The sequence below is a fragment of the Algoriphagus confluentis genome (assembly GCF_036245625.1).
GTDB lineage: Bacteria > Bacteroidota > Bacteroidia > Cytophagales > Cyclobacteriaceae > Algoriphagus > Algoriphagus confluentis.
In genome coordinates, this window is record NZ_BTPD01000004.1 from 24,927 (window position 1) to 46,925 (window position 21,999).

A 21,999-nucleotide genomic window follows, 5' to 3' on the forward strand; every position below is an offset into this window, starting at 1 on the left:
CCCTCCCTTTTGCGACTCCTGTCACTAAAATCCAAGCCATCCTTTCCCAATTTTGGAAGGCTAAATGCTATGCTCCGATTTACCGCTTTACTTCTCTTCCTTTCTCTAGTTTGCAATAGTCACGTTCAGGCTCAAAAAATCAATGATGCCTACCGCCTTCAAATGAAGCGGGCTACATCTCCAATTTTGATCGACGGAGTGATGGATGAGCAAGCTTGGGAAGAGGCTGAAGTGGCCTCTGATTTTTTTATGATCACACCGATGGATACCAGCTTTGCACAGGTGCAGACGGACGTCCGGATGACTTACGATGATCAAAATCTATATCTCATCGTGGTCAATCATCATCTGTTGGAGGGACCTTACATGGTCGAGTCGCTTCGAAGAGATTTCTCTTTTGGTAAAAACGACAACTTCCTGCTATTCATGGACCCATTTGATGATCAGACCAACGGCTTCACCTTCGGGGCAAATGCTGCCGGAGCCCAATGGGATGGAATCATGTTCAACGGAGGATCGGTGGATTTGAGCTGGGATAACAAATGGACCTCCAAAGTCAGCAATTACGAAGACAAATGGATTTTTGAAGCGGCAATTCCTTTCAAGTCCATCCGGTATAAAAAGGGTATCAAAGAATGGGGAATCAACTTTTCCCGACTGGATCTGAAAGCGACCGAAAAGTCAGGATGGGCACCTGTACCCCGCCAGTTTCCTTCTGCTTCTTTGGCTTACACGGGCGTTTTGGTTTGGGATGAGGCCCCTCCGGAAGCAGGAGCCAATGTTTCGGTGATCCCTTACCTGTTGGGAGGAGTGTCCAAAGATTTCGAATCGGAGGGAGAAACCCAGTATCGGAGAGAGTTTGGAATGGATGCCAAGATTGCCCTGACTTCTTCATTGAATCTGGACTTGACGGTGAACCCGGACTTTTCTCAGGTAGAAGTCGATCGCCAAGTGACCAATCTGGATCGTTTTGAGCTCTTTTTCCCCGAACGAAGGCAGTTTTTTCTGGAAAACGGAGACCTCTTCGCCAACTTCGGCTACAGCACTATCCGGCCATTTTTCTCCAGAAGAATCGGTCTCAATGCGCCCATCCAGTTTGGAGCCCGACTCAGTGGAAAGATCAACAAGGACTGGCGCATAGGTGCCATGAATATGCAAACGGGAGCCGTCGACTCAGAAGGCCTTCCTTCCCAAAACTTCACCGTGCTGGCTTTGCAAAGACAGGTCGGTGCCCGCTCCAATATCACCGGCATCCTGATCAACAAACAATCCCTGAATTACAACCCGGACCTTGAATCTGAGCATCCAGTCTACAGCCAATTCAACCGCAATGCAGGACTGGAATACAACTTGGCTTCCTCCAATAATCTCTGGACTGGAAAAGCTATGCTGCTGAAAAGCTTTGGGCCGGATGGGACACAGGAAGGCTTTGTCCATGCCGCCAATCTCCGCTATGCTTCAGGAAACCTAACCTGGAACTGGCAGCATGAGTATGTATCTGAAAACTACACTGCTGAGGTGGGCTTTGTACCCAGAAACGGCTTTTATAAAATCAGCCCGACGGTCGGCTATCGCTGGTTTCCCAAAAGTGAAAAGATCCTTTCTCATGGACCTGATTTAGGAACCACTTTCTTTTTCAATACTACCGGCGAGCAAACGGATAATACCACCTATGCAGCCTACAATGTCAAATGGAGAAGCCAAAGTACATTCATGCTTTGGGCCGGTTATGATTTTGTAAAGCTGCAACGGCCTTTTGACCCAACCAATTTCTCGGGAGAAACACTGCCCGCAGGAACCATTCACACTTGGAGAGCTTGGGGCACCGAGTATGCTTCCAAGCCTCAAAGTCTATTCACTTACAGCTTTTCCACTCGGATGGGTGGCTACTACGCCGATGGGGATCGGTACAATATCAGCACAGAGCTGGGCTATCGATTCCAGCCCTATGTCAGCATCGCCATGAGCACCAATTACAACCGGATCGTGCTCCCAGAGCCTTGGAATACGACCAATTTTTGGTTGGTCGGCCCCAGGGTAGATGTGACGATGACCAACACGCTCTTCTTCACAGCCTTTGTCCAATACAATGAGCAGATCAAAAACATCAACTTGAATACCCGCTTCCAGTGGAGATTCCAGCCTGCTTCCGATCTTTTTATCGTGTACACGGATAATTATCTACCCGCACCATTTTATACCAAAAACCGCTCAATCGTGCTGAAATTCACCTATTGGTGGAATGTCTGATCAAAAAATGGACTAAGCTTGAAAAATTCACGTACAAGAATTAATTTTATACGTATGAATAAAAAGCTTACTCTTTCTTTAGATGAAGACATCATTGAAAAAGCAAAAATCTATGCCGCCCAAACCGGAAAAAGTCTTTCGAGTCTGGTGGAAGAATTTTTTGAAAACCTGACCGAGAAATCCTCATCCACGCAAATTTCAGCGAAAATCAAACGTATTTCAGGAAAAATTGAAGTTCCTACTGACTTTGATTGGGAGGAAGAGTTGAGAAAAGGCCTAGAAGAAAAGCACCTGAGATGAAGCTTTTTTTGGACACCAATATTATCATTGATTTTTTGACTAATCGGACGCCATTTACCCAAGAAGCAGTATCCCTTTTTCAACTTGCTGAAGACGGAAAAATTGAGCTTTTCACCTCCACCCACGTTTTGGCCAATACCCATTATGTTTTGAAAAAGTTTGTAGAGGACAAAAAGTGGAGAGGGACTTTACTCGAATTAGCCGAAATGATTCAGATCGCGGATGTAACTGTAAAGGGCTTTTTGACCGCTCTAAAGTCTCATCACAGGGATTTTGAAGACGCGATACAAATCAGCACCGCAGAGCAAATTGGAGACGTGGATTATATCATAACCCGAAATCTTAAAGATTTTAAATCCTCTTCTATTCCGGCAATTTCAATTCAGGAGTTGATGAGAATACTTTCTGGAAAGTAAAACCACGCCAAAAATCAAGGAACCAACCAAGCCCCTTTCCAATCCTTATCCTTGGAAAACATCACCCGAAAGTGCCCTTCTCTTCGAAGCTGTAAAACCTCGATTTCCATCGGAGAAAATTCCAAGACGCAGCAAAAGTGATTCTCCGGATTACTTACTGTCCAGCCATCTTCAGGAAGGGAAATGAGTGTTCCCGGAGCTTGGGCACCGGTATATTCTGACCTTCGGTGGACGGGAATTATTTTCCATATTTCTTTAGCCAAGTCATCCTGAAAATGAAGCTTAGCTTGAGTCTTTACCCGGATTTGAACCTGCTTTTTGGGATGGTAGAAATGAAGCGTCGCATTCGGGTTGGACTTCAAATCCGAACATTTCTCGGATCGGTAATCGGTGTAGACAAAAAAGTGAAGTTCCTCACTTACCTTTCTTAGCACCACCGTTCGAACTGAGGGAAAATCACCGGAAACCGTCCCCAAATTCACCCAATGAAAGGGGTGCTTGACATCCAAAGCCCCGCGATGTAATTCGTGCTTGACCGCTTGCCAGATTTCTTCCAAAGTATCTGTTTCCTGAAAAAGCATTATTGCTCGATCGAGTTAGCTTCAAAATAAACCAATTCTCCCTCTTCAAACTCCACCTGAAGCTCTATGGGATTGCAGCAAACTTCGCAATCCTCAATGTACTCCTGCCTGGAAACCGAGGGATCAAGCAACATAGAAATCTCCTGAAAGCAATGGGGACATTGGAAGTAGTGTTCGTGCATGATGTAAAAACCTGTGAGGATGGAAAAAGTTAAGGCCTGGAATTGTGATCCAGGCCTTAATCTTAGTCCTTCTTCGGCCCTAAAATCGGAATTTTTTGGTCGATCATGGACTTTTCTAAGGCTTGGGTAGAAGCCATTACCCCTTCGACTTGCCCTTTGACTTTTTCATAAACATCCATAAGATCTTTGACTCGTTGCTTTTGGCCCTCGGTGATCGGAGGTTCACCTTCATTGATTGCTCCATAGATATGCAAGAGGTCGGCATCCAGTTTATTCGGGAAGTTGATTACATCCTGGAAGGTCTTCTGCTTAGTCTGAATCAATTCTGACTCAGCTTCATCGATAGCTGTCAGCACTTCTTTGGCCTGATTATGCCAAGCCTCATACTTTTCTGAATCGACTCGGATCTTCAAATCAGTGATTTGTGCTCGAATACTGCGTAAATCTTCAGCCATCGAACGGGTATCCATGATCGCCTCTCGAAGGCTCGTCAACTGAGCATCCTGCTCTTGGTATTGAGCCGCCATAACCGTCCATCTTGGATCAGGTTTTACTTCGATTTCCTTGCTGATTTCTTGGTCCCCGTAGCGCATCACCAATTTGTATTTACCGGGAATTACACGCTGAGCAGAAGAACCAATTCCAGAAAATACTCCTTTAACTGACTCAAAGGAATCCAAACTCAAATCCCAGTTCAGGCGATTCATACCAGTTCTCTTCTTGATTTTCCCGGTTTTGGCTTCCGAATCGGTCGTGAATTTGCGTAGCACTTTTCCTCTCATATTCTGAAATTCGGCTTCCAAAAGCACCGAATCCACATTTTCTTTTAGGTAATACATCACTGAAAATCCGGGATAAGGATTTTGCCCTACTTGGGGATCATTTCCACGGAAAGCAAAATCACGAATCGCAGCCTCAGGTTCGTAAACGTAGAAGTCAGCGTCTGCGGCAGCTTTCAGTTCATACAGCGGATTCAAATCATCCATCACCCAAAATGCCCTTCCGGAAGTGGCGATAATCATATCATTATCCTGAATCATCAGGTCATTGATGGGCACTACCGGCAGATTCTGCTGGAATTTTTCCCATTGTTGGCCTCCATTGAAAGAGACATAGAGACCAGTTTCTGTTCCAGCATAAAGCAAGTCCTTTTGGTTAGGATCTTCCCGCACCACTCGAACAAAAGCTTCCTCCGCAATACCATTCACCAAGCGGGTCCATGTGGCGCCGTAATCGGTCGATTTGAAAATATGAGGGGTGAAGTCATTGTATTTGTAACTGGTAAAGGCCACATAAACGGTCGCTGGATCATGAGGAGATACCTCGATCTGATTGACCATGCCTTCCGGAGTATTGGGGATGGTGATATTGGACCAGCTTTGGCCTCCATCTTGGGTGACATGAAGCAAACCATCATCCGCACCAGCATACAAGACCTCTGGAGTATGAGGAGATTCTGCCAAATACATAATCGTGTGGAAAACCTCTCCACCGGCTCCCTCATTGGTAATCGGTCCTCCGCCATATTCCAAATGGGCTGGATCATTTTTAGTCAGATCCGGATAAACTTCCTCCCAGCTTAAGCCACGGTTGGTCGTCTTCAAGATCACATTTCCAGCATGGTAAATCACCGAAGGATCATGCTTGGAAGCGATGATGGGTGCATTCCAGTTGAAGCGATACTTGACTTCGGCTGGCTTGGAAGCCAAGCCCTGGTAAGGATAGGCCATCACGTCCTTTTCCTGCTTGGTCTTTGCATTCCACTCAGTAATAATCCCTTGATAGCAACCCGAATAGATAAAAATAGGGTTTTCCGGATCGAAAGCAGAGTAAGCCGATTCACAACCACCCACAGGATAAAACTCCTCCCAACCAATTCCTGAACCATTGGCGCGGGAAGCAATGGATACGGAAGAATTGTCCTGCTGACCTCCATAAATGCGATAAGGGAATTGCTTATCCACATTCACGCGGTAGAATTGAGCGGTGGGCTGATTGTCCTGACGAGACCAATTTTTTCCACCATCGATGGTGACATTTCCTCCTCCATCATTGGCATTGACCATGTATTGGGGATGCATAGGGTTGATCCAAAGCGCATGATTATCTCCGTGTTGGGTTTGCAGATTTACAAAAGTCTTACCCCCATCCTTGGACTCCACCAAAGGCGCATTCATGATGTAGACTGTCTCAGGCTCGGTAGGATGAGCCAAAATATGCATGTAATACCAAGAGCGTGCGCGAAGCAATCGGTCTTCATTGACCAATTTCCAGGTTTTTCCTGCATCATCGGATCGATATAGGCCTCCGTCTTCTGCTTCGATAATTGCCCAGACGATATTGTTATTGGCACGGGAAACTGAAATCCCGATTTTCCCCATCACTCCTTTAGGAAGACCTTCGCTCAGCTTGGTCCAAGTTTTCCCCATATCCGAAGACTTGTAGATTCCCGAACCCGGACCTCCACTTTGGACTTTCCAAGGGAAGCGGCGATGATCCCAGTAAGCGGCATAGATCATTCGTGGATTGGTCATGTCCATGCTGAGGTCGGAAACTCCCGAGTTTTCGTCCACATAATGGACCTTCTTCCAAGTTTCCCCTCCATCCTCAGAGCGGTAGATTCCCCGGGCATCGGTTGCACCGTAGGGACTTCCCTGTCCGCCGACGATAACCAGATCCGGATTGCTTGGATGAACCACAATTTTGGAGATTTGTCGGATTTCGGAAAGCCCCATGTGCTTCCAGGTTTTTCCTCCATCCACTGATTTGTAGACTCCATCTCCATGAGATGTCATCACTCCCCGAACGGGAGCTTCTCCCATCCCTACATAGACTACATTCGGATCTGACTCTGCTACGGTAATCGCACCGACAGAAGCGGTTCCGAAAAAACCATCGGAGACATTAAACCAGCTTTCACCGGCATCGGTGGTCTTCCAGACCCCCCCGACCGAACCTTGATAAAAAGTCAAGGGTTCCTGAACTACACCTGCTACTGCGGTGGCTCTACCTCCTCTGAATGGCCCCACGAGACGAAACTCCATGGCATTGTAAAGAGCGGTGTCAAAAGTTGCTGCCGGAGCAGTCTCGTTTTTCTTTTTGGATTTCTGTGAAAAGACACTTTCGGGTGAAAAAAGCAAAAGCAATCCCAGCAAAATGGGGATGAATTTAAATCGCATGATTGTTTGGGTTTGGTGGTAAGCAGTAATTTACAAAAGGCTGGGAAAAGTTGGGATAAAAAGTAAAGTCAAGAGAAAAGAAATAGACAATTGACGGAGTTTACATGAATTCCGTCACCTTACTGACGGAATTAACGTGAATTCAGTCAGTTAAATGCTAGAACCTCAAAAATCTCCCGCTTCTTGGCCAAAATTCTATCATGAAGCAAGGTTTGAATTGATTCATTCGGGAAATGAAATGGCTTGGATTGGGGGATAAAAACAACCCCCGACCTCAATACGAGATCGGGGGTTTAAAATGATCAGTAAAATGGATTTACTCCACCTCAACAGCAGCGTCTACATTTTTGAAGTACACTTGCTTATCAGCATCCAAATCCACCAAGACCGCTGAGTCATTCTTGATGTAGCCTGCCAAAATCTGCTTGGAAAGCTCATTTAAAATCAAACGCTGCATGGTCCTTTTCAAAGGTCTCGCACCAAACTGTGAATCAAATCCTACTTCCCCAAGATAATCCAAAACTTCTTTGGTTGCCTCTATCTCAATGTTGGATTCAGAAAGCCGCTTTTGGATTTCTCTCCATTGGATGTCGACGATTTTACGAATGATCTGCTTGTTGAGCGGCTCAAACATAATCGTTTCATCGATTCGGTTGAGGAATTCCGGTCGTACTGTCTTCTTAAGCAAATCGAAGACTTCTGTTTTGGTTTTTTCAAGAATTTCCTCTTTGTTCCACTCCTCCATCTCAGCAAATCGCTCCTGAATCAGATGCGAACCGATATTCGTGGTCAGAATGATAATCGTATTCTTGAAATTGGCGATACGACCCTTATTGTCGGTCAAACGGCCATCATCCAGTACTTGTAGGAGAACGTTAAAGACATCCGGATGGGCTTTTTCGATCTCATCCAGCAAGATGACGGAGTAAGGCTTTCTCCTTACGGCTTCTGTTAATTGGCCTCCTTCATCATAACCAACGTATCCCGGAGGTGCTCCCACCAATCGGCTGACTGCATGTCGTTCTTGGTACTCCGACATATCGATACGCACCATTGCATTTTCGTCATTGAAAAGGTATTCCGCCAAGGCTTTCGCCAATTCGGTCTTTCCGACCCCGGTAGTACCCATAAAGATAAAACTCCCAATCGGACGCTTTGGATCCTGCAAACCTGCACGACTTCTGCGAACCGCATCGGACAAGGCTGCAATGGCTTCCCGCTGACCGGCAACTCTTTTTCCAAGCTCATCTTCCAAATGAAGTAGCTTTTCCCGCTCGGATTGGATCATTTTCGAAACCGGAATTCCGGTCCATTTGGATACGACAGAGGCGATGTCTTCCTGATCCACTTCTTCTTTGAGAAGGGGGGAACCAGCCTGCATTTCTGCCAATTGGCTTTTGAAGGATTCGAGCTTTTTCTCAGCCTCGACGATTTTGCCGTAACGGATCTCAGCTACTTTTCCAAAATCCCCTGCACGCTCGGCTTGTTCCGCTTCCAATTTCAGTTTTTCGATGGCCTCTTTTTCACGCTGAATGCCCATGATCACGGCTTTCTCGCTTTCCCATTTGGCTTTTACGGACTGTCTCTTTTCGGACAATTCTGCGATTTCTTTACTCAAAACCACCTCCTTATCCTTATTATTTTCCCGTCGAATTGCTTCTCGCTCGATTTCCAGTTGCATAATTCTCCGGTTGAGTTCGTCCAGCTCTTGAGGCAAAGAATCGATCTCCATTCTCAGTTTAGCAGCTGCCTCATCCATCAAGTCGATGGCTTTATCGGGCAAGAATCGATCTGAAATGTATCGCTGCGAAAGCTCAACAGCCGCAATGACCGCATCGTCTTTGATTCGAACCCCATGGTGAAGTTCATACTTATCCTTGATGCCTCGAAGGATGGAAATGGCGTCTGCTGCATCCGGTTCATCCACGATCACGGCTTGGAATCTTCGCTCCAATGCTTTGTCCTTCTCGATGTATTTTTGGTACTCCTTTAGCGTAGTCGCACCGATGGCATGGAGTTCACCACGTGCCAAAGCTGGCTTGAGCAAGTTGGCTGCATCCATGGCCCCTTCTCCTCCACCTCCTGCACCGATCAAAGTATGGATCTCATCGATAAAGAGAATGATCTCTCCATCCGAATCCGTCACTTCCTTGATCACCGCCTTAAGTCGCTCCTCAAATTCTCCCTTATATTTAGCGCCTGCGACCAGCAAGCCCATGTCCAGAGAGATCAGGGATTTACTTTTCAGATTTTCCGGCACGTCACCGGAGACGATTCGCTGTGCCAGTCCCTCGACGATCGCTGTCTTACCCACACCGGGTTCTCCGAGGAGAATAGGGTTGTTTTTGGTGCGTCTTGCCAGGATCTGCAGCACCCGTCTGATTTCTTCATCTCGGCCGATGACCGGGTCGATTTTACCCTTTTTGGCCAATTCGTTCAGGTTTTTGGAGTACTTCTCTAAAGCCCTGTATTTGCTTTCTGCATTGGGATCGGTCACTTTATTGCCTTTTCTAAGTTCTTTGATAGCTTCGATGAGGGACTTTTCAGCCAATCCCTGATCTTTCAAAAGCTGGGAAGTAGCTTCGTTTCCTGCCAAAATCCCCAAGAGCAAGTGCTCTATGGCGACAAATTCGTCCCCGAAAGTCTTGAGGTAATCTTTGGCTTTGGTCAAAGCCTGATTAGCCGGCCCGGATAGATAGGGCTGCTGATTGGCTCCACTGACTTTGGGAAGTTTACTCAATTGCTCCTCGAGCTTTTGCGTGAGTAGTTGCTTATTGACACCAAGTTTTTTGAACACAAAATCGGTGACATTTTCATCCTCAGAAAACACCCCTTTAAGCAAATGCGCTGGTTCGATGTTGGGTTGCCCCGATGCCATCGCCAACTCCGCAGCTTTTTGGATTGCCTCTTGAGACTTAATCGTGAATTGCTTAAAATCCATGTATTGCTAGTGGTTTAGTTGCTTGATCTTTTCTATACCACTCCCAATAACAAAACCACCTCCAATCTATTTTTTCAGCCAAAATGTCTGCAAAAGAGAGGTAAAATGCCTTGATGAGGAAATTTTGACAGAAAATCAAATGAAAACGAAATATTTTTTTGGACTTCTTTTGAACAAAAAAGCTCCCGACTCGAAGGAATCAGGAGCTATCTGAGCATCTAATTTTACAATCAGCCTTGGCTGGCAGCGAAATCCTCTACCGCTTTCCAAACCCTGAAAATATTTTTATAGCAGATCTTCTCTATGTCCTCCTTGGAATAGCCTCTTTTCAGCAATTCTGCAATTAGGTTGGGGAACATGGATACATCCTTTAATCCGGTCGGCAAGGAATCCCCCACCCCATCGAAATCAGAACCCAAGCCGACGTAATCAATTCCTACCAAATCAACCACATGGTCGATATGGTCGGCTACCCGCTGTACCGTTGGGAAGGGATTATTGGCTGCTGCATAAGCTTCAGCATAGGCTCTGAAAGAAGAATCGGACCGGCTAAGGTTGTTTTCGGCCATATAATTCACCAAATGCTCCCGAACCTTGGCTGATCCGGCAGCATAGGCAGAATCGATAAAGCTTCCTCCAAAATTGATCATCATCACTCCACCGTTTTTGGCCATGGCCTGAATCAGTTCGTCGCTCATGTTTCGCTCAAAACCCGGAGTGAACTTCCTGACAGAGGAGTGGGATGCGATCACCGGAACTTGGGTGATGGCCAAGGCGTCCCGAAAGGTATTATCCGAAACATGGCTCAAGTCCACCATAATTCCTACACGATTCATTTCAGCCACTACTTTTTCCCCAAATTCACTCAGTCCTCCGTGAGTACCCGTAGAATCATAGCTAGCATCACCGATCAGATTATCCTTCCCATGAGTCAAAGTGATGTAGCGAATTCCTCTTTTGTGAAAGTATTCCACATTGGCCAAGTCATCCTCGATGCCAGCACCGTTCTCCATTCCCATGGGTAGAGAAATCAGCCCTTTGGCAAAATTGGCTTCAATATCTGCCGGGCTATATGCCATGGCAAACTTATCCGGGAAAGTAGCCGCCAATCGTTCGGTCATCAAAATCAGGGAATCGGCTAATGCCTTGGATGCTCCGGAAATAGCCTGATTTCCAGCTGGAATATAGATAGACATAAAAGGGGCATCCAATCCCCCCTCTTTGGAGCGGGGATAGTCAAAATTTCCATCTGGAGTACGGACTGACACGTCCAAAATCTCCCTCTGAAGTGTAAATCCCCCCACTTTCATCCGATAGGGCAAATCCACATGTCCATCCACCATGATGGTGGATTGGGCGATTTCTTTGGCAATTTCCAAACGCTCTGCATCGGAGAGTTGGGTGTAATCGATTTGAGGACTTTTGGTTTCGCAGGAAAAGATCATTCCCGCTAGAGCAATTAGGCTAAGGTATTTTTTCATATGGTGGTTTTTTCAAAGCTAAAACTAGAAGTATTCTGAAGTCGGTCGTCAAAATATCCATAAATGGCTAATAAAACAGAATTTTCTTTGAGTACCTATTGATGCTAGAGCAAGGGATCAGAACAAACGATAGATTTTGTGTAAATTTCCTTTCCACCAACCCACCGATCATGAAAAATTTACTTGGCCTTTTTCTGCTACACTTACTTTTGGGAGCTTGTCAGCCCTCAACCGACTCCCCAGTCTCTGTTTTTATAGAAGAATCTCTCCAGGAGGACCTGAAAGACGGTCGGTTACTTCTAATTTTTTCTACCAACCATGAAGCTGAACCGAGATTCGGAATCAGTGACAATGTGGGGACAAATCAGGTTTTTGGGATGGACTTTGAAAACTATCAGGCGGGGGAATCCTTGGTTTTTGACCCTGAGAGCTTTGGATACCCAATCGAAAGCTTGGCAGATATTCCAGAGGGAGAATACACCGTTCAGGCTTTCATCCAGAAATACGAGACCTTTACCCGATCAGACGGCCATGTGGTCAAGCTACCCATGGATCAAGGGGAAGGCAGGCAATGGGCCCGAGCTCCAAAAAATATCTACTCCACTCCCAAAAAAATCACTTGGGAAAAAGGAGCTGAGCTTTCCCTGACCTTGGACCAGATCATCCCTTCAGTCACCGAACCGGAAGACACCCCATACATCAAGCATATCAAAATCAAATCAGAGAAATTGTCTGAATTTTGGGGGAGGGATATGTATTTGGGTGCCCATGTCTTGCTTCCTGAAGGATTTGAAGAAAATCCAAATCAGTATTATCCCCTGATGATTTATCACGGGCACTTCCCATCTGACTTTGGAGGATTCCGTACAAGCCCACCAGATCCCAACTTGGGAGAGGATGACTACAGCGCGAGATTCGGCATTTATGGGTATGAGAAAATGCAACAGCAAGAGGCTTATGATTTCTACCAGCAATGGATTTCTCCCGACTTCAAGCGATTCCTAGTGATCGAAATCCAGCATGCCAACCCATACTACGATGACAGCTATGCCGTGAATTCGGCCAATTTGGGTCCCTATGGCGATGCAATCACCTACGAGCTCATTCCTTATATCGAGAAGGAGTTTCGGGGAATCGGAGAAGGATGGGCCCGGTTTCTTTATGGAGGATCTACGGGCGGCTGGGAGGCATTGGCTGTGCAGGTTTTTTATCCGGATGAATATAATGGGTGCTTTGCCGCATGTCCAGACCCGATTGATTTCAGAGCCTACACATCCATCAACCTCTATGAGGACAAAAATGCCTATTTCAAAGAGGGAAATTTCAGAAAGACCCCACGTCCAGGACACCGGAATTACCTGGGGCATGTCAATGCCATGGTCATAGATATGAACCACCGAGAGCTGGCATTGGGAGGAGAAAAAAGCCGGTCCGGAGATCAGTTTGACATTTGGCAGGCGGTCTACTCCCCTGTAGGAGAAGATGGGTATCCCAAGCCAATCTGGGATAAATACACCGGAGAGATCGACTCAGAGGTAGCAGCATATTGGAGAGAAAACTTCGATCTGAGGTACATCATGGAGAGAGATTGGGCTACGCTTGGACCCAAACTGGAAGGAAAAATCAGGATTTATTGCGGGGATATGGACAATTACTATCTCAACAATGCAGTGTACCTTACCGAAGAATTTTTAGAAAAAACCGAGAACCCTTTTTACGCTGGAGAGGTTGCTTATGGTGATCGGGCTGAGCATTGCTGGAACGGAGATCCCAATCTACCCAACTACATCACCAGACTTCGGTACAATACCATGTATTTGGATAAAATTGCCGAACGACTTCAGCAAACAGCCCCACCTTCTTTTAATCAAAACAACTGGACACTAACCAAAAACTAAACAATGAAAACCAAATTTAAATCAGGAATTCTTTTAGCAAGCGCCATCTTATTGTTTGCTCAATGCTCTTCTCCCAAAACAGAAAGCTCCGAAGAAATGGCTACCGAGGAAAGCACAGCTATGAAAACACCAAGCCTTACTCTCCTTTGGGAAACTCCCGCAGAACTGATCACCAATGAATCGGTCCTTTTTGACCCATCAAGCGGCAACCTGTATGTGTCCACTATCGGAGGAATGGATCCCTTGGAAAAAGACGGCAAAGGTTCGATAGCGATCGTTTCTACGGCTGGAGAAATCCTCAACCCTGCTTGGGTGACGGGATTGAATGCCCCAAAAGGCATGGCTATTTCTGAGGGAAAACTTTACGTAACCGACATCGATGAATTTGTAGAAATCGATATTGCTTCCGCTACAATTTCAAACAAATGGAAAGTTGAGGGAGCGCAGTTTCTTAACGACGTGGCTGCCCACAACGGAACCGTTTACTTTACGGACATGAATACGGGTAAGGTCCATACCTATGCAGAAGGTAGTATCTCCACTATTTCCGAAGGAAATTCCTCAATAAACGGGATAGCAGTAGCCAATGACGGGACCATTTATGGATTGGATGCCTCTGGACTGAAAAAATGGAATGCTGATGGCACCACTACGATTGTGAACTCTACGGTAACCGGCGGAGATGGCTTGATTATTTTGGGAGACGGCAATTTTGTAGCTTCTAGATGGCAGGGAGAAATTTGGTTTGCCTCAGCAGACGGAGAGACCAATATGCTTGACACCAAAGCCGCAGAGTCCAATACCGCAGATATCGGATATAACCCAGCCGAAAAGGTGGTATACGTGCCTACCTTCTTCAAAAATAAAGTAGCGGCCTACAAGCTCGATTACTAAGCCAAAATTCAATATTCAAGAAAGGGAGCTGGAATAAGTTCCCTTTTTTATTTCCAAGTAGGTTTAAATCCACTCATGGAAACTCAAATGAGGATTAGAGTTTTTACATATCTATTCTGCATTATTGTCCTTACCTTTATAAGGATTCAAACCAGAATTCAAGATAAGAGTCAGATAACCCGAATATTATGAGTTCAAAACCTATCAATTACGAGCTGGAAAAAAATATGGAAGTCATTTCCCAGCTGGATGCCATCGTGGGCGATGCTGTAGATAATGTGCTGGTGGATCCCGATGAATGCTGGCAGCCGTCTGATTTCTTGCCAGACATGTCCAATCCAGAGGCTTTAGAAGATATCAAGCTTCTGCAAATGAGGGCAGAGGGAATTCCGGATACAGTATTGACCTCTTTGGTAGGGAATATGATCACTGAGGAGGCGTTGCCTTCCTATCAGACCTATTTCAATCTTCTGGAAGGAATCAACGAGGAGAGAAGTCTACTTTCTCCTTCAGGATGGGTAAGGTGGTCCAAAGCATGGACCGCAGAGGAAAATAGACACGGAGACTTGCTAAACAAGTACCTCTATCTGACAGGAAGAGTAGATATGAAAGCCGTAGAGCAAACTATCCATCGCCTGATTTCCAATGGGTTTGACCCTAAGTCGGAATCTGATCCCTATCAGGCAATGATTTACACTTCCTTTCAGGAAAGAGCTACCAAAATCTCTCACGTGAACACCGGAAAACTGGCGGACAAGGCCGGAGACCATGTTTTGGCGAGAATTTGCAAAACCATAGCCGGAGATGAAGCCAGACATGAAAAAGCCTACAAGACCTTTATGTCTAAGATTTTTGAAATTGATCCCAGTGGGGCCATGGTTGCTTTTGAGAAAATGATGCGAAAGCAAATCGTGATGCCTGCTGTACTCATGGGTGAAGGCGGTAGCAGACAGTCTTTGTATAGGGATTTTTCAGAAATCACCCAAAAAGTGGGCATTTACACAGGTTGGGATTATGCCCGAATCATTCAGCACCTGGTCGACCACTGGAAGGTAGAGGCTGTGACAGGGCTCAATGACCTGGCAGCAAAAGCACAGGATTACCTATCCAACTTAGCAGACAGGTACATGAGATTGGCAGACCGGATAAAAGCCCCAGATGAAGTCAAACTCGCCTGGTTGAAATAAACCTTCAAGTCCTTCTGAAAAGAGGGACTTTTTTGTAAATACTAATTCCATTACCACTCAAGAAAATGAAGTATCCTGTTTTCCTCCTTCTTTTTGTTCTTTTTGTTTTTCAGCCAAAAAGTACCGCCCAAGACCTCAAAGTCAACATGGATAGGCTGCATTCCAGCCTGATGACCTTATCTACCTATGGAAAAAATGAAAAAGGAGGCAGCGACCGGGTAGCTTATTCCTCACACGATATAGAGGCCCGAAGTTTTATCAAAGACCTAATGATTAAGGCTGGTATGGAGGTTCGTGTGGATTTTGCGGGAAACATAATTGGAAAAAGGCCCGGAAGAGATCGGGACAAGGCTCCCATCGCTTTTGGTTCTCATATTGATGAAGTCCCCAACGGAGGAGACTACGACGGTCCTGTGGGTACTCTGAGTGCCATTGAAGTGGTCCAGGTTTTAGCTGAAAACAGACTTTATACCGATCATCCTTTGGAAGTGATTGTTTTCGCCAATGAAGAGGGAGGGGTGATCGGAAGTCGTGCTCTTGTGGGTGAATTGAGCCAAGAAGCGCTACAGGTAGTCAGCAATGCCGGAGTGACTCAAGCTGAAGGAATAAAGCTTCTTGGAGGCAATCCGGAAAGAATCCCAGAAATAAAGCGAAATCCGGGTGACATAGCCGCATTTTTGGAATTGCACATCGAGCAAGGAGGAAATCTTTATAATGAAAAACTGAATATCGGTGTGGTCGAAGGCATAGTCGCTATCGAATGGTGGGAGATTTCGTTCAAGGGCAAGGCCAATCATGCCGGCACTACGCCCATGAATATGCGAAAAGACCCCATGCTTCCGGCGGCGGAGTTGATCTTGGAAGTCAATCGGATTGTTAATTCTTTCGAAGGGAGGCAGGTGGGGACTGTGGGGAAAATTCAAGCTTTCCCTGGGGCTGGAAATGTAATCCCGGGAGAAGTAAAACTCAATCTTGAAATCAGAGACCTTTCTTCTGAAAAAATCTGGACGATCTACAAAGAAATCGAATCTAAGGCAAAGGAATTAGCTGAAAAAAGTGGAACTCAATTGGACATCGAGCATATCGAGGTAGCCAGCAAACCGGCTTTGGCAGACCCCATGATCCGTGAGGTAATCAAAAATCAGGCGGACATACTTGGCCTCAGCGCCAAAAGTCTTCCAAGCGGAGCAGGCCATGATGCACAGGAAATGGCCCGAATAGCCCCAATGGGCATGATCTTTATTCCAAGCAAGGATGGTATCAGTCATTCCCCTGAGGAGTTTTCTTCCAAAGAGGACATCGCCAATGGGGCAAATGTTCTATTGGGAACAATCTTGAGCTTAGACCGCTTGTTAAAGTAGTTTTTTTGACAAAACCATCCCCATGAATCCACACAAAATCGATTCGATCGCGCTCGAGTTATTGAAACTCTCAGACTATCAGGAACTGAAAAAAGCTATGGTTTCTTCCTATCGGTCCATGCCGGACGCCTATTGGAAAGAAGCCCAGATTGAGACCCTGATTTCAAAATTTCCGGAAGGTCAGGTAGTGATCAAAATCAACGGTTTCTTGGCAGGATGTGCGCTTTCCATTATCGTCCATGAAGATCTCTTGGAAGGGGAACATACCTATGTGGATGTGACGGAGAATTTCACCTTTGACTCCCATGCAGACGATGGAGATCTTTTGTACGGGATTGATGTATTCATCAAACCGGAATTCAGAGGGCTTAGACTTGGCAGGAGATTGTATGACTACCGCAAGGAACTCTGTGAAAAATTGAATCTGAAAGGAATTGTATTTGGAGGGAGGATTCCCAATTATCACCGATATTCAGATCAAATGAGCCCCAAAGAATACCTGGAAAAGGTGCGAATGAAAGAAATCTACGACCCGGTTTTAAACTTTCAATTGGCCAATGATTTTCACCCGAGCAGAATTCTCACCAACTACTTGGAAGGAGATAAAGCTTCGAAAGAATTTGCGGTGATGCTGGAATGGAATAATGTGTATTACGAAAAACCTTCCAAAAAGCCTCTTCCCAACAAAACCATTGTCCGGCTTGGGTTGATACAATGGCAAATGAGACTCTATGAAAACCTTGATGAGCTCATGCAGCAGGCAGAATATTTTATCGATGCAGTATCTGGCTATCGGTCTGATTTTGCCTTATTTCCCGAGCTTTTCAATGCCCCCCTCATGGCTGAGTTCAATCACCTTTCGGAAGCCGATGCCGTAAGAGGGCTTGCCAAGTTTACTGACGAGATTCGGGATAGATTTTCCAAATTGTCCGTAGCCTATAATATCAATATCGTCACCGGTTCTATGCCAAAAATGATTGAAAACAAGCTTTTCAATGTAGGTTATCTCTGCAAACGGGACGGAACCGTAGAGCACTACGAAAAGCTGCACGTCACCCCTTTGGAATCCAGAGTTTGGGGCATGCAGGGAGGGAGTCAACTCATGGCATTTGATACCGATTGCGGAAAAATCGGCATTCTGATTTGCTATGATGCGGAATTCCCCGAGCTGTCCAGAATCCTGGCTGAGCAGGGAATGGACATTTTATTTATCCCTTTCCTGACCGATACACAAAACGGATATTCCCGGGTGAGGCACTGTGCTATGGCGAGAGCAATAGAAAATGAATGCTATGTAGCGATGGCGGGAAGTGTGGGCAACCTTCCCAAAGTCCACAACATGGACATGCAATATGCTCAGTCCATGGTGATTACACCCTGCGACTTCCCCTTTCCGAGCAATGGAATCAAAGCAGAGGCTACCCCCAATACCGAAATGACCTTGATCGCGGATGTAGACCTTTCTCTCCTTCGTGAACTTAACGAATTTGGAAGTGTTAGAAATCTTAAAGACAGGAGAAAAGACCTCTTTGAACTCAGAAAAAAGTAAACACTCAAATTCACCAAGAGATGAAAATCATAAAGAAAACTCACAAAGCGGAATACAGGCCCATTGACGATTTGGTCACTTACAGCCCAATGCCCACCCGTTCACTCTCTATGATTGACCCGTTTTTATTTCTGAATCACCACGGATTCCAAACGTATCCTTCACCAAATCAAGGATTGCCCTTTGGTCCCCATCCACACAGGGGCATGGAAACCGTGACTTTCATTTTAGAAGGCGATATCATGCACTCAGATTCCACAGGTAAAAACTCAGTCATTGGACCTGGGGGTGTACAGTACATGACCGCAGGCAAAGGGCTGATTCATGCAGAAGTCTCGAGTCCGGAGTTTAAGCGTAAAGGCGGAGATTTGGAAATTCTTCAGCTTTGGCTGAATCTTCCTGCCTCCAAAAAAATGATTGCCCCGAATTACATCGGTCTTCAAAAAGAGGATATCCCCGCATTCGAACTGGACAAAGGAAAGGTTCGAGTTCAGCAGTTGTTTGGAGAGTGGAACGGAGTAAAGGGAGCTTTTGAAGGAAATTTCCCGATCCAAATGAGCACGATCTATTTAGACAAGGGTGGAAAATTCGAAAAGTCCATTCCCGCCTCAGAAAATGTGTTTTTCTATATCGTCAGGGGAGAGCTTAAAGTAAATGGCGAGGGCCTACACATGAGGCATTTAATTGAATTTGCCAATTCTGGGGAAAAAATAGAGGTGGAAGCTTTGGAGGAGTCAATCTTGATTTTGGGTCATGCCTTGCCTTTCAACGAGCCTGTAGTAGCTCAGGGGCCTTTTGTGATGAATACCCAACAGCAGATTTACGAAGCTTATCAAGATTACCAAGCTGGAGGGTTTGCTTGATCAATTCAGTTGATTATCTGACCTGATTTTCTCAGCCTGATCCAGACCATCCTGCAATCTCCTCAGAGATTCAATGGATTGTCTGGATTTTTCTTGATCAATGGTCAGCTCCAATCCACATCCGTGGCAAAGCACAGGCTCATAATTGATCAAAGATGCAATGCTGATGACTAGTTTGGTACCGCATTCCGGGCAGGAAAGCCCCGGCTGACGCGCTACTTCTACGATTGGAGTTTTTTCCGGCTCAGCAGGTTGGGACTCCTTTTTCCCTATCCCAAACCAGCTTAGAATCCGGTCTTTGAAGGTGACAATCCAATTGGCCATTAGGTCTCTTTGTTTGCGTTATCCAAAATATTCAGCAGTTGAACCATTCCGATGGCAGGTTCGGCCTGGGCCAGTCTGATTTTGACATTCATATTTGCTGTGGCAGCTTGGGTGGTATTGGGCTGATTTGGGGTGGGCTTTTTCCCGAATATCCCCTTCAACCTTAAGGCACTGGTATCGCCGATAAATTTATTCCCAATGGAACCTCCGCTTTTGGGAACGCTTGCAGATTGGTCCGGCTGGGAAAGGGCTAAGTCAAACTCGATCTCTGCCTCAGCTACTTTTAAGGAGGGGATGGGAATGATAGTCAATAAGGGAACGGCTATTTTGGCAGTTTTGGATGAACCGTCAGCCTCCACTTTTTGATAAGAGAAAATGATATTTCTTACCTCCCCAAAGTCCTCCTCACTGGATGTGGAAGTCTTGGAAAAACCCACTTCCTGAATGAATTCAGCAGTCGCTTTGGCTGCAATCGCCTCTGCCTGAACTACCGCAGCCAAAGGTGCTCCTAAAAGGTCAGAAATGTATCTGGGAGTGATCATCGTTTTTTGGATTAAAGAATGGAAGTTTTGTTTTCGTCATCAAGGAGAGTAAAATCCTGTGATCCAAGCGTAAACCTGATGGTAGCGATACTTTCGGGCTTGGCCTTGCTGATTGCTTCGCTATCCACTGAGACCTGCATCTTGGTCACCACATTATCGGAAAGGATCTTGCTTGCACTACTTTCAAATAATGGCATTTTCTTGGCCAAGACTCGCTCTGCTAATCGGGCCATGGTCAGATCTTCTTCAAAATCATCTTTTGGATTAGGGGCGGGGGTATTTCCCGGACGTTTGGATGCAGAGGCACCGCTCATCCAGATTGGCTTTATTCCTGTAGCCTTATTTAGTGCGGCTGCCTTTTCTGAAACCGATTTATCAAAAAAGGCCTTTGAAGCTCCAGTCCCTATTTTTTGGGAAGATGCGCTGATCTCTACTTCCTTATTCCCAACCTTCACTTTCGCAATTTCAGATTTACTTTCGGTGTCTTTTTTGGTCACTCCCACTTCCACCTTTCCTTTTTTCAAAGATTCTGAGAATAGCTTGGCTTCAGCGAGTGCTTTTCCGCTATCCTCAAACCTCTCATTGATTACAAACTCTGCTTGTCCTTTTTTATCCAAGCCAATTACCTGAAATTCACCCGTTTCTAGAGGAATTACAGCCAGAGAGGAGTTTTTCTGAACGACAGGAAATAAGGGTTGCAGATTTTTTGTGAAGGAATCCTTAACCAAAGCAGTCATTTTTATTGGATCATTGGTTTTGATTCCCTCCAAAAGGGTATCCTCGATTTGTTCAGAAAGGGATTTTTCCCATTCCTCTGAGGGATAGGAACTACCCAGCCCCTTGTATAACTCATTGGTTTGGGTCAGATTCTTAAGCTGAGATTTGATTTCAGCCGCGGTTTCTTTTGAAAAAACTGCTGCCAAATCAGCAAGTCTTTGCTTGGAAAGAGCTGGATTGGCGGGCTTTTCTTCTACACCGGTGACGGCGTATTTGATTTCCACTTCCAGATGTTGAATTCCTATCCTAGGGACAGGAAAATACCTAAGAATCTGATCTGAAGCATAGGCTTTGGCTATTTCTCTGGATGCCTCATCGGCCTTGGATTTGGCCTCATTGATATCGCTGAGTATAGACGCAATTATTCCATTTAACTGGCTCATAGTCAAGTAGAGGTTTGAAATTAAAAATAGAAGGAGGATGGATTAACCCCCTCCTCCCCCACCACTAGCTGGTTTTTCCAAAATAGCCTGTTCCATGATATCCAATACTTTGGCGAGACCGGCAGGCATTTCGTCCTGAACAGCCTTCACCTGAATATCCATGGTATATTGAGTGGAAGTATTGACTTTGTTGCTCTGATGACTGCTCCAATTGTTTCGTGTAGACACTTTGGCATTGAGATTAAACTTTACCGGAGAGAAGAATCCGCCTGCCTTGAAGCTCATTGTCGTATCTGTTGCGACACTAGCACTGCTGGCACTTCCACTTTTATACTCTTGCTGCTCAGTGATGTTGGCTGTAAACTGGATAGTCATCTCCTGAATCCGGATAAAAGGAATCGGTACAATGGTAAGAATTGGTACAGTCAAAGTTACCGTTTCTTCTCCTGCGTCATTCCCGCCTGCGCTTCCTCCTGCAGTCTTTCTGGAATAGCGGAAAGTAACATTACGTACGTCACCAAGGGTTTCGTCTTGGTCGCCGTTTTGCTCTTCTGGAGCTGACTTAAAACCTACCTCTTTGATGAAGTTCACAGTGGATTTCGCGGCGAGGCCTTGGGATTGAATGGCCGCTACCATGGGGCCCCCTATGATTCTGCCAAAAGGCAGGGAGCGAAGGGTTCGATTTACATAACTCATAATAAAATTATTTATGGTGGAAAAAAAGGAATTCAAAAATCAGAGGTCCAATTGGACAAAATCGAATACTAAACGATTGAAAGTAAGGAATTTAAAATTGTAAAGTCAAGCAAAACCGAATTAAGAAAAACTTCTTGATGCTGATTTGATAGAATTTCACCTAGACAATCCCCAATTTTTACCAAATTTTATATG

18 protein-coding genes are annotated in these 21,999 nt (G+C 45.5%); 9 read left to right on the top strand and 9 right to left on the bottom strand.

The window, feature by feature from the left end; all coding sequences use genetic code 11:
• Nucleotides 1-69: 69 nt before the first annotated feature.
• The 3 genes from AAA943_RS06580 to AAA943_RS06590 are packed head-to-tail and all read left to right on the top strand — an operon-like array spanning nucleotide 70 to nucleotide 2,966.
• Nucleotides 70-2,250 (top strand): DUF5916 domain-containing protein, encoded by a 2,181-nt coding sequence (locus AAA943_RS06580; RefSeq protein ID WP_338223756.1) that lies wholly within the window; start codon nucleotides 70-72, stop codon nucleotides 2,248-2,250.
• 54 nt (nucleotides 2,251-2,304) lie between these two features.
• Entirely contained in the window at nucleotides 2,305-2,550 is a 246-nt protein-coding gene (locus tag AAA943_RS06585; RefSeq protein WP_338223439.1) for a DUF6364 family protein, read from the top strand.
• Complete coding sequence (locus AAA943_RS06590; protein WP_338223440.1) at nucleotides 2,547-2,966, top strand: type II toxin-antitoxin system VapC family toxin; 420 nt, start codon at nucleotides 2,547-2,549, stop codon at nucleotides 2,964-2,966. The genes AAA943_RS06585 and AAA943_RS06590 overlap by 4 nt, the downstream gene beginning before the upstream one ends.
• Nucleotides 2,967-2,980: 14 nt before the next feature.
• On the opposite strand, the gene AAA943_RS06595 is transcribed toward AAA943_RS06590, so the two are convergent.
• The 5 genes from AAA943_RS06595 to AAA943_RS06615 form a co-directional block, all read right to left on the bottom strand.
• Nucleotides 2,981-3,547 (bottom strand): pyridoxamine 5'-phosphate oxidase family protein, encoded by a 567-nt coding sequence (locus AAA943_RS06595; protein WP_338223441.1) that lies wholly within the window; start codon nucleotides 3,545-3,547, stop codon nucleotides 2,981-2,983.
• Entirely contained in the window at nucleotides 3,547-3,729 is a 183-nt protein-coding gene (locus AAA943_RS06600) for a CPXCG motif-containing cysteine-rich protein (RefSeq protein WP_274669345.1), read from the bottom strand. The genes AAA943_RS06595 and AAA943_RS06600 overlap by 1 nt, the downstream gene beginning before the upstream one ends.
• Nucleotides 3,730-3,791: 62 nt before the next feature.
• Nucleotides 3,792-6,908 carry a WD40/YVTN/BNR-like repeat-containing protein gene (locus tag AAA943_RS06605; RefSeq protein WP_338223442.1) on the bottom strand — a complete coding sequence of 1,039 codons (3,117 nt, stop codon included), beginning with the start codon at nucleotides 6,906-6,908 and terminating at the stop codon, nucleotides 3,792-3,794.
• Between the two features lie 316 nt (nucleotides 6,909-7,224).
• Nucleotides 7,225-9,849 carry an ATP-dependent chaperone ClpB gene (gene clpB / locus AAA943_RS06610; protein ID WP_338223443.1) on the bottom strand — a complete coding sequence of 875 codons (2,625 nt, stop codon included), beginning with the start codon at nucleotides 9,847-9,849 and terminating at the stop codon, nucleotides 7,225-7,227.
• A 230-nt stretch (nucleotides 9,850-10,079) separates the two neighbouring features.
• Nucleotides 10,080-11,330, bottom strand: coding sequence for a dipeptidase (locus AAA943_RS06615; protein ID WP_338223444.1), 1,251 nt, complete (start codon nucleotides 11,328-11,330; stop codon nucleotides 10,080-10,082).
• A 170-nt stretch (nucleotides 11,331-11,500) separates the two neighbouring features.
• On the opposite strand from AAA943_RS06615, the gene AAA943_RS06620 reads away from it, so the two are divergent.
• The 6 genes from AAA943_RS06620 (at nucleotide 11,501) to AAA943_RS06645 (ending at nucleotide 19,082) form a co-directional block, all read left to right on the top strand.
• Nucleotides 11,501-13,228, top strand: coding sequence for an alpha/beta hydrolase-fold protein (locus AAA943_RS06620; protein WP_338223445.1), 1,728 nt, complete (start codon nucleotides 11,501-11,503; stop codon nucleotides 13,226-13,228).
• A 3-nt stretch (nucleotides 13,229-13,231) separates the two neighbouring features.
• The gene (locus AAA943_RS06625; protein WP_338223446.1) at nucleotides 13,232-14,122 is read left to right on the top strand and encodes an ATP-binding protein; all 891 of its coding nucleotides are present in this window, start codon (nucleotides 13,232-13,234) and stop codon (nucleotides 14,120-14,122) included.
• 188 nt (nucleotides 14,123-14,310) lie between these two features.
• Entirely contained in the window at nucleotides 14,311-15,309 is a 999-nt protein-coding gene (locus AAA943_RS06630) for an acyl-ACP desaturase (protein WP_420915594.1), read from the top strand.
• Between the two features lie 65 nt (nucleotides 15,310-15,374).
• Complete coding sequence (locus tag AAA943_RS06635) at nucleotides 15,375-16,670, top strand: Zn-dependent hydrolase (RefSeq protein ID WP_338223447.1); 1,296 nt, start codon at nucleotides 15,375-15,377, stop codon at nucleotides 16,668-16,670.
• Nucleotides 16,671-16,692: 22 nt separating this feature from the next.
• Nucleotides 16,693-18,219, top strand: coding sequence for a carbon-nitrogen hydrolase family protein (locus AAA943_RS06640; protein WP_338223448.1), 1,527 nt, complete (start codon nucleotides 16,693-16,695; stop codon nucleotides 18,217-18,219).
• A gap of 20 nt (nucleotides 18,220-18,239) precedes the next feature.
• Nucleotides 18,240-19,082 (top strand): pirin family protein, encoded by an 843-nt coding sequence (locus AAA943_RS06645; RefSeq protein ID WP_338223449.1) that lies wholly within the window; start codon nucleotides 18,240-18,242, stop codon nucleotides 19,080-19,082.
• On the opposite strand, the gene AAA943_RS06650 is transcribed toward AAA943_RS06645, so the two are convergent.
• From AAA943_RS06650 to AAA943_RS06665, 4 genes are read right to left on the bottom strand one after another with little or no spacing between them, the layout of a single operon-like run.
• Nucleotides 19,083-19,406, bottom strand: a complete 324-nt coding sequence (locus AAA943_RS06650; RefSeq protein WP_338223450.1) for a hypothetical protein — start codon at nucleotides 19,404-19,406, stop codon at nucleotides 19,083-19,085.
• Nucleotides 19,406-19,948 carry a DUF2589 domain-containing protein gene (locus AAA943_RS06655; RefSeq protein ID WP_338223451.1) on the bottom strand — a complete coding sequence of 181 codons (543 nt, stop codon included), beginning with the start codon at nucleotides 19,946-19,948 and terminating at the stop codon, nucleotides 19,406-19,408. The genes AAA943_RS06650 and AAA943_RS06655 overlap by 1 nt, the downstream gene beginning before the upstream one ends.
• 11 nt (nucleotides 19,949-19,959) lie before the next feature.
• A complete protein-coding gene (locus AAA943_RS06660) occupies nucleotides 19,960-21,108 on the bottom strand; it encodes a hypothetical protein (protein WP_338223452.1) in 1,149 nt (382 codons plus the stop codon).
• A gap of 42 nt (nucleotides 21,109-21,150) precedes the next feature.
• A complete protein-coding gene (locus AAA943_RS06665; protein WP_338223453.1) occupies nucleotides 21,151-21,804 on the bottom strand; it encodes a DUF2589 domain-containing protein in 654 nt (217 codons plus the stop codon).
• Between the last annotated feature and the right edge of the window lie 195 nt (nucleotides 21,805-21,999).

Bases quoted from the DNA above. Each gene is read 5' to 3' on its own strand.
- AAA943_RS06600 (WP_274669345.1), bottom strand. From the start codon at position 3,729: ATGCACGAACACTACTTCCAATGTCCCCATTGCTTTCAGGAGATTTCT.
- AAA943_RS06625 (WP_338223446.1), top strand. From the start codon at position 13,232: ATGAAAACCAAATTTAAATCAGGAATTCTTTTAGCAAGCGCCATCTTA.
- AAA943_RS06645 (WP_338223449.1), top strand. From the start codon at position 18,240: ATGAAAATCATAAAGAAAACTCACAAAGCGGAATACAGGCCCATTGAC.
- clpB (WP_338223443.1), bottom strand. From the start codon at position 9,849: ATGGATTTTAAGCAATTCACGATTAAGTCTCAAGAGGCAATCCAAAAA.
- AAA943_RS06580 (WP_338223756.1), top strand. From the start codon at position 70: ATGCTCCGATTTACCGCTTTACTTCTCTTCCTTTCTCTAGTTTGCAAT.
- AAA943_RS06615 (WP_338223444.1), bottom strand. From the start codon at position 11,330: ATGAAAAAATACCTTAGCCTAATTGCTCTAGCGGGAATGATCTTTTCC.
- AAA943_RS06650 (WP_338223450.1), bottom strand. From the start codon at position 19,406: ATGGCCAATTGGATTGTCACCTTCAAAGACCGGATTCTAAGCTGGTTT.
- AAA943_RS06590 (WP_338223440.1), top strand. From the start codon at position 2,547: ATGAAGCTTTTTTTGGACACCAATATTATCATTGATTTTTTGACTAAT.
- AAA943_RS06660 (WP_338223452.1), bottom strand. From the start codon at position 21,108: ATGAGCCAGTTAAATGGAATAATTGCGTCTATACTCAGCGATATCAAT.
- AAA943_RS06640 (WP_338223448.1), top strand. From the start codon at position 16,693: ATGAATCCACACAAAATCGATTCGATCGCGCTCGAGTTATTGAAACTC.
- AAA943_RS06665 (WP_338223453.1), bottom strand. From the start codon at position 21,804: ATGAGTTATGTAAATCGAACCCTTCGCTCCCTGCCTTTTGGCAGAATC.
- AAA943_RS06635 (WP_338223447.1), top strand. From the start codon at position 15,375: ATGAAGTATCCTGTTTTCCTCCTTCTTTTTGTTCTTTTTGTTTTTCAG.
- AAA943_RS06595 (WP_338223441.1), bottom strand. From the start codon at position 3,547: ATGCTTTTTCAGGAAACAGATACTTTGGAAGAAATCTGGCAAGCGGTC.
- AAA943_RS06605 (WP_338223442.1), bottom strand. From the start codon at position 6,908: ATGCGATTTAAATTCATCCCCATTTTGCTGGGATTGCTTTTGCTTTTT.
- AAA943_RS06655 (WP_338223451.1), bottom strand. From the start codon at position 19,948: ATGATCACTCCCAGATACATTTCTGACCTTTTAGGAGCACCTTTGGCT.
- AAA943_RS06620 (WP_338223445.1), top strand. From the start codon at position 11,501: ATGAAAAATTTACTTGGCCTTTTTCTGCTACACTTACTTTTGGGAGCT.
- AAA943_RS06585 (WP_338223439.1), top strand. From the start codon at position 2,305: ATGAATAAAAAGCTTACTCTTTCTTTAGATGAAGACATCATTGAAAAA.
- AAA943_RS06630 (WP_420915594.1), top strand. From the start codon at position 14,311: ATGAGTTCAAAACCTATCAATTACGAGCTGGAAAAAAATATGGAAGTC.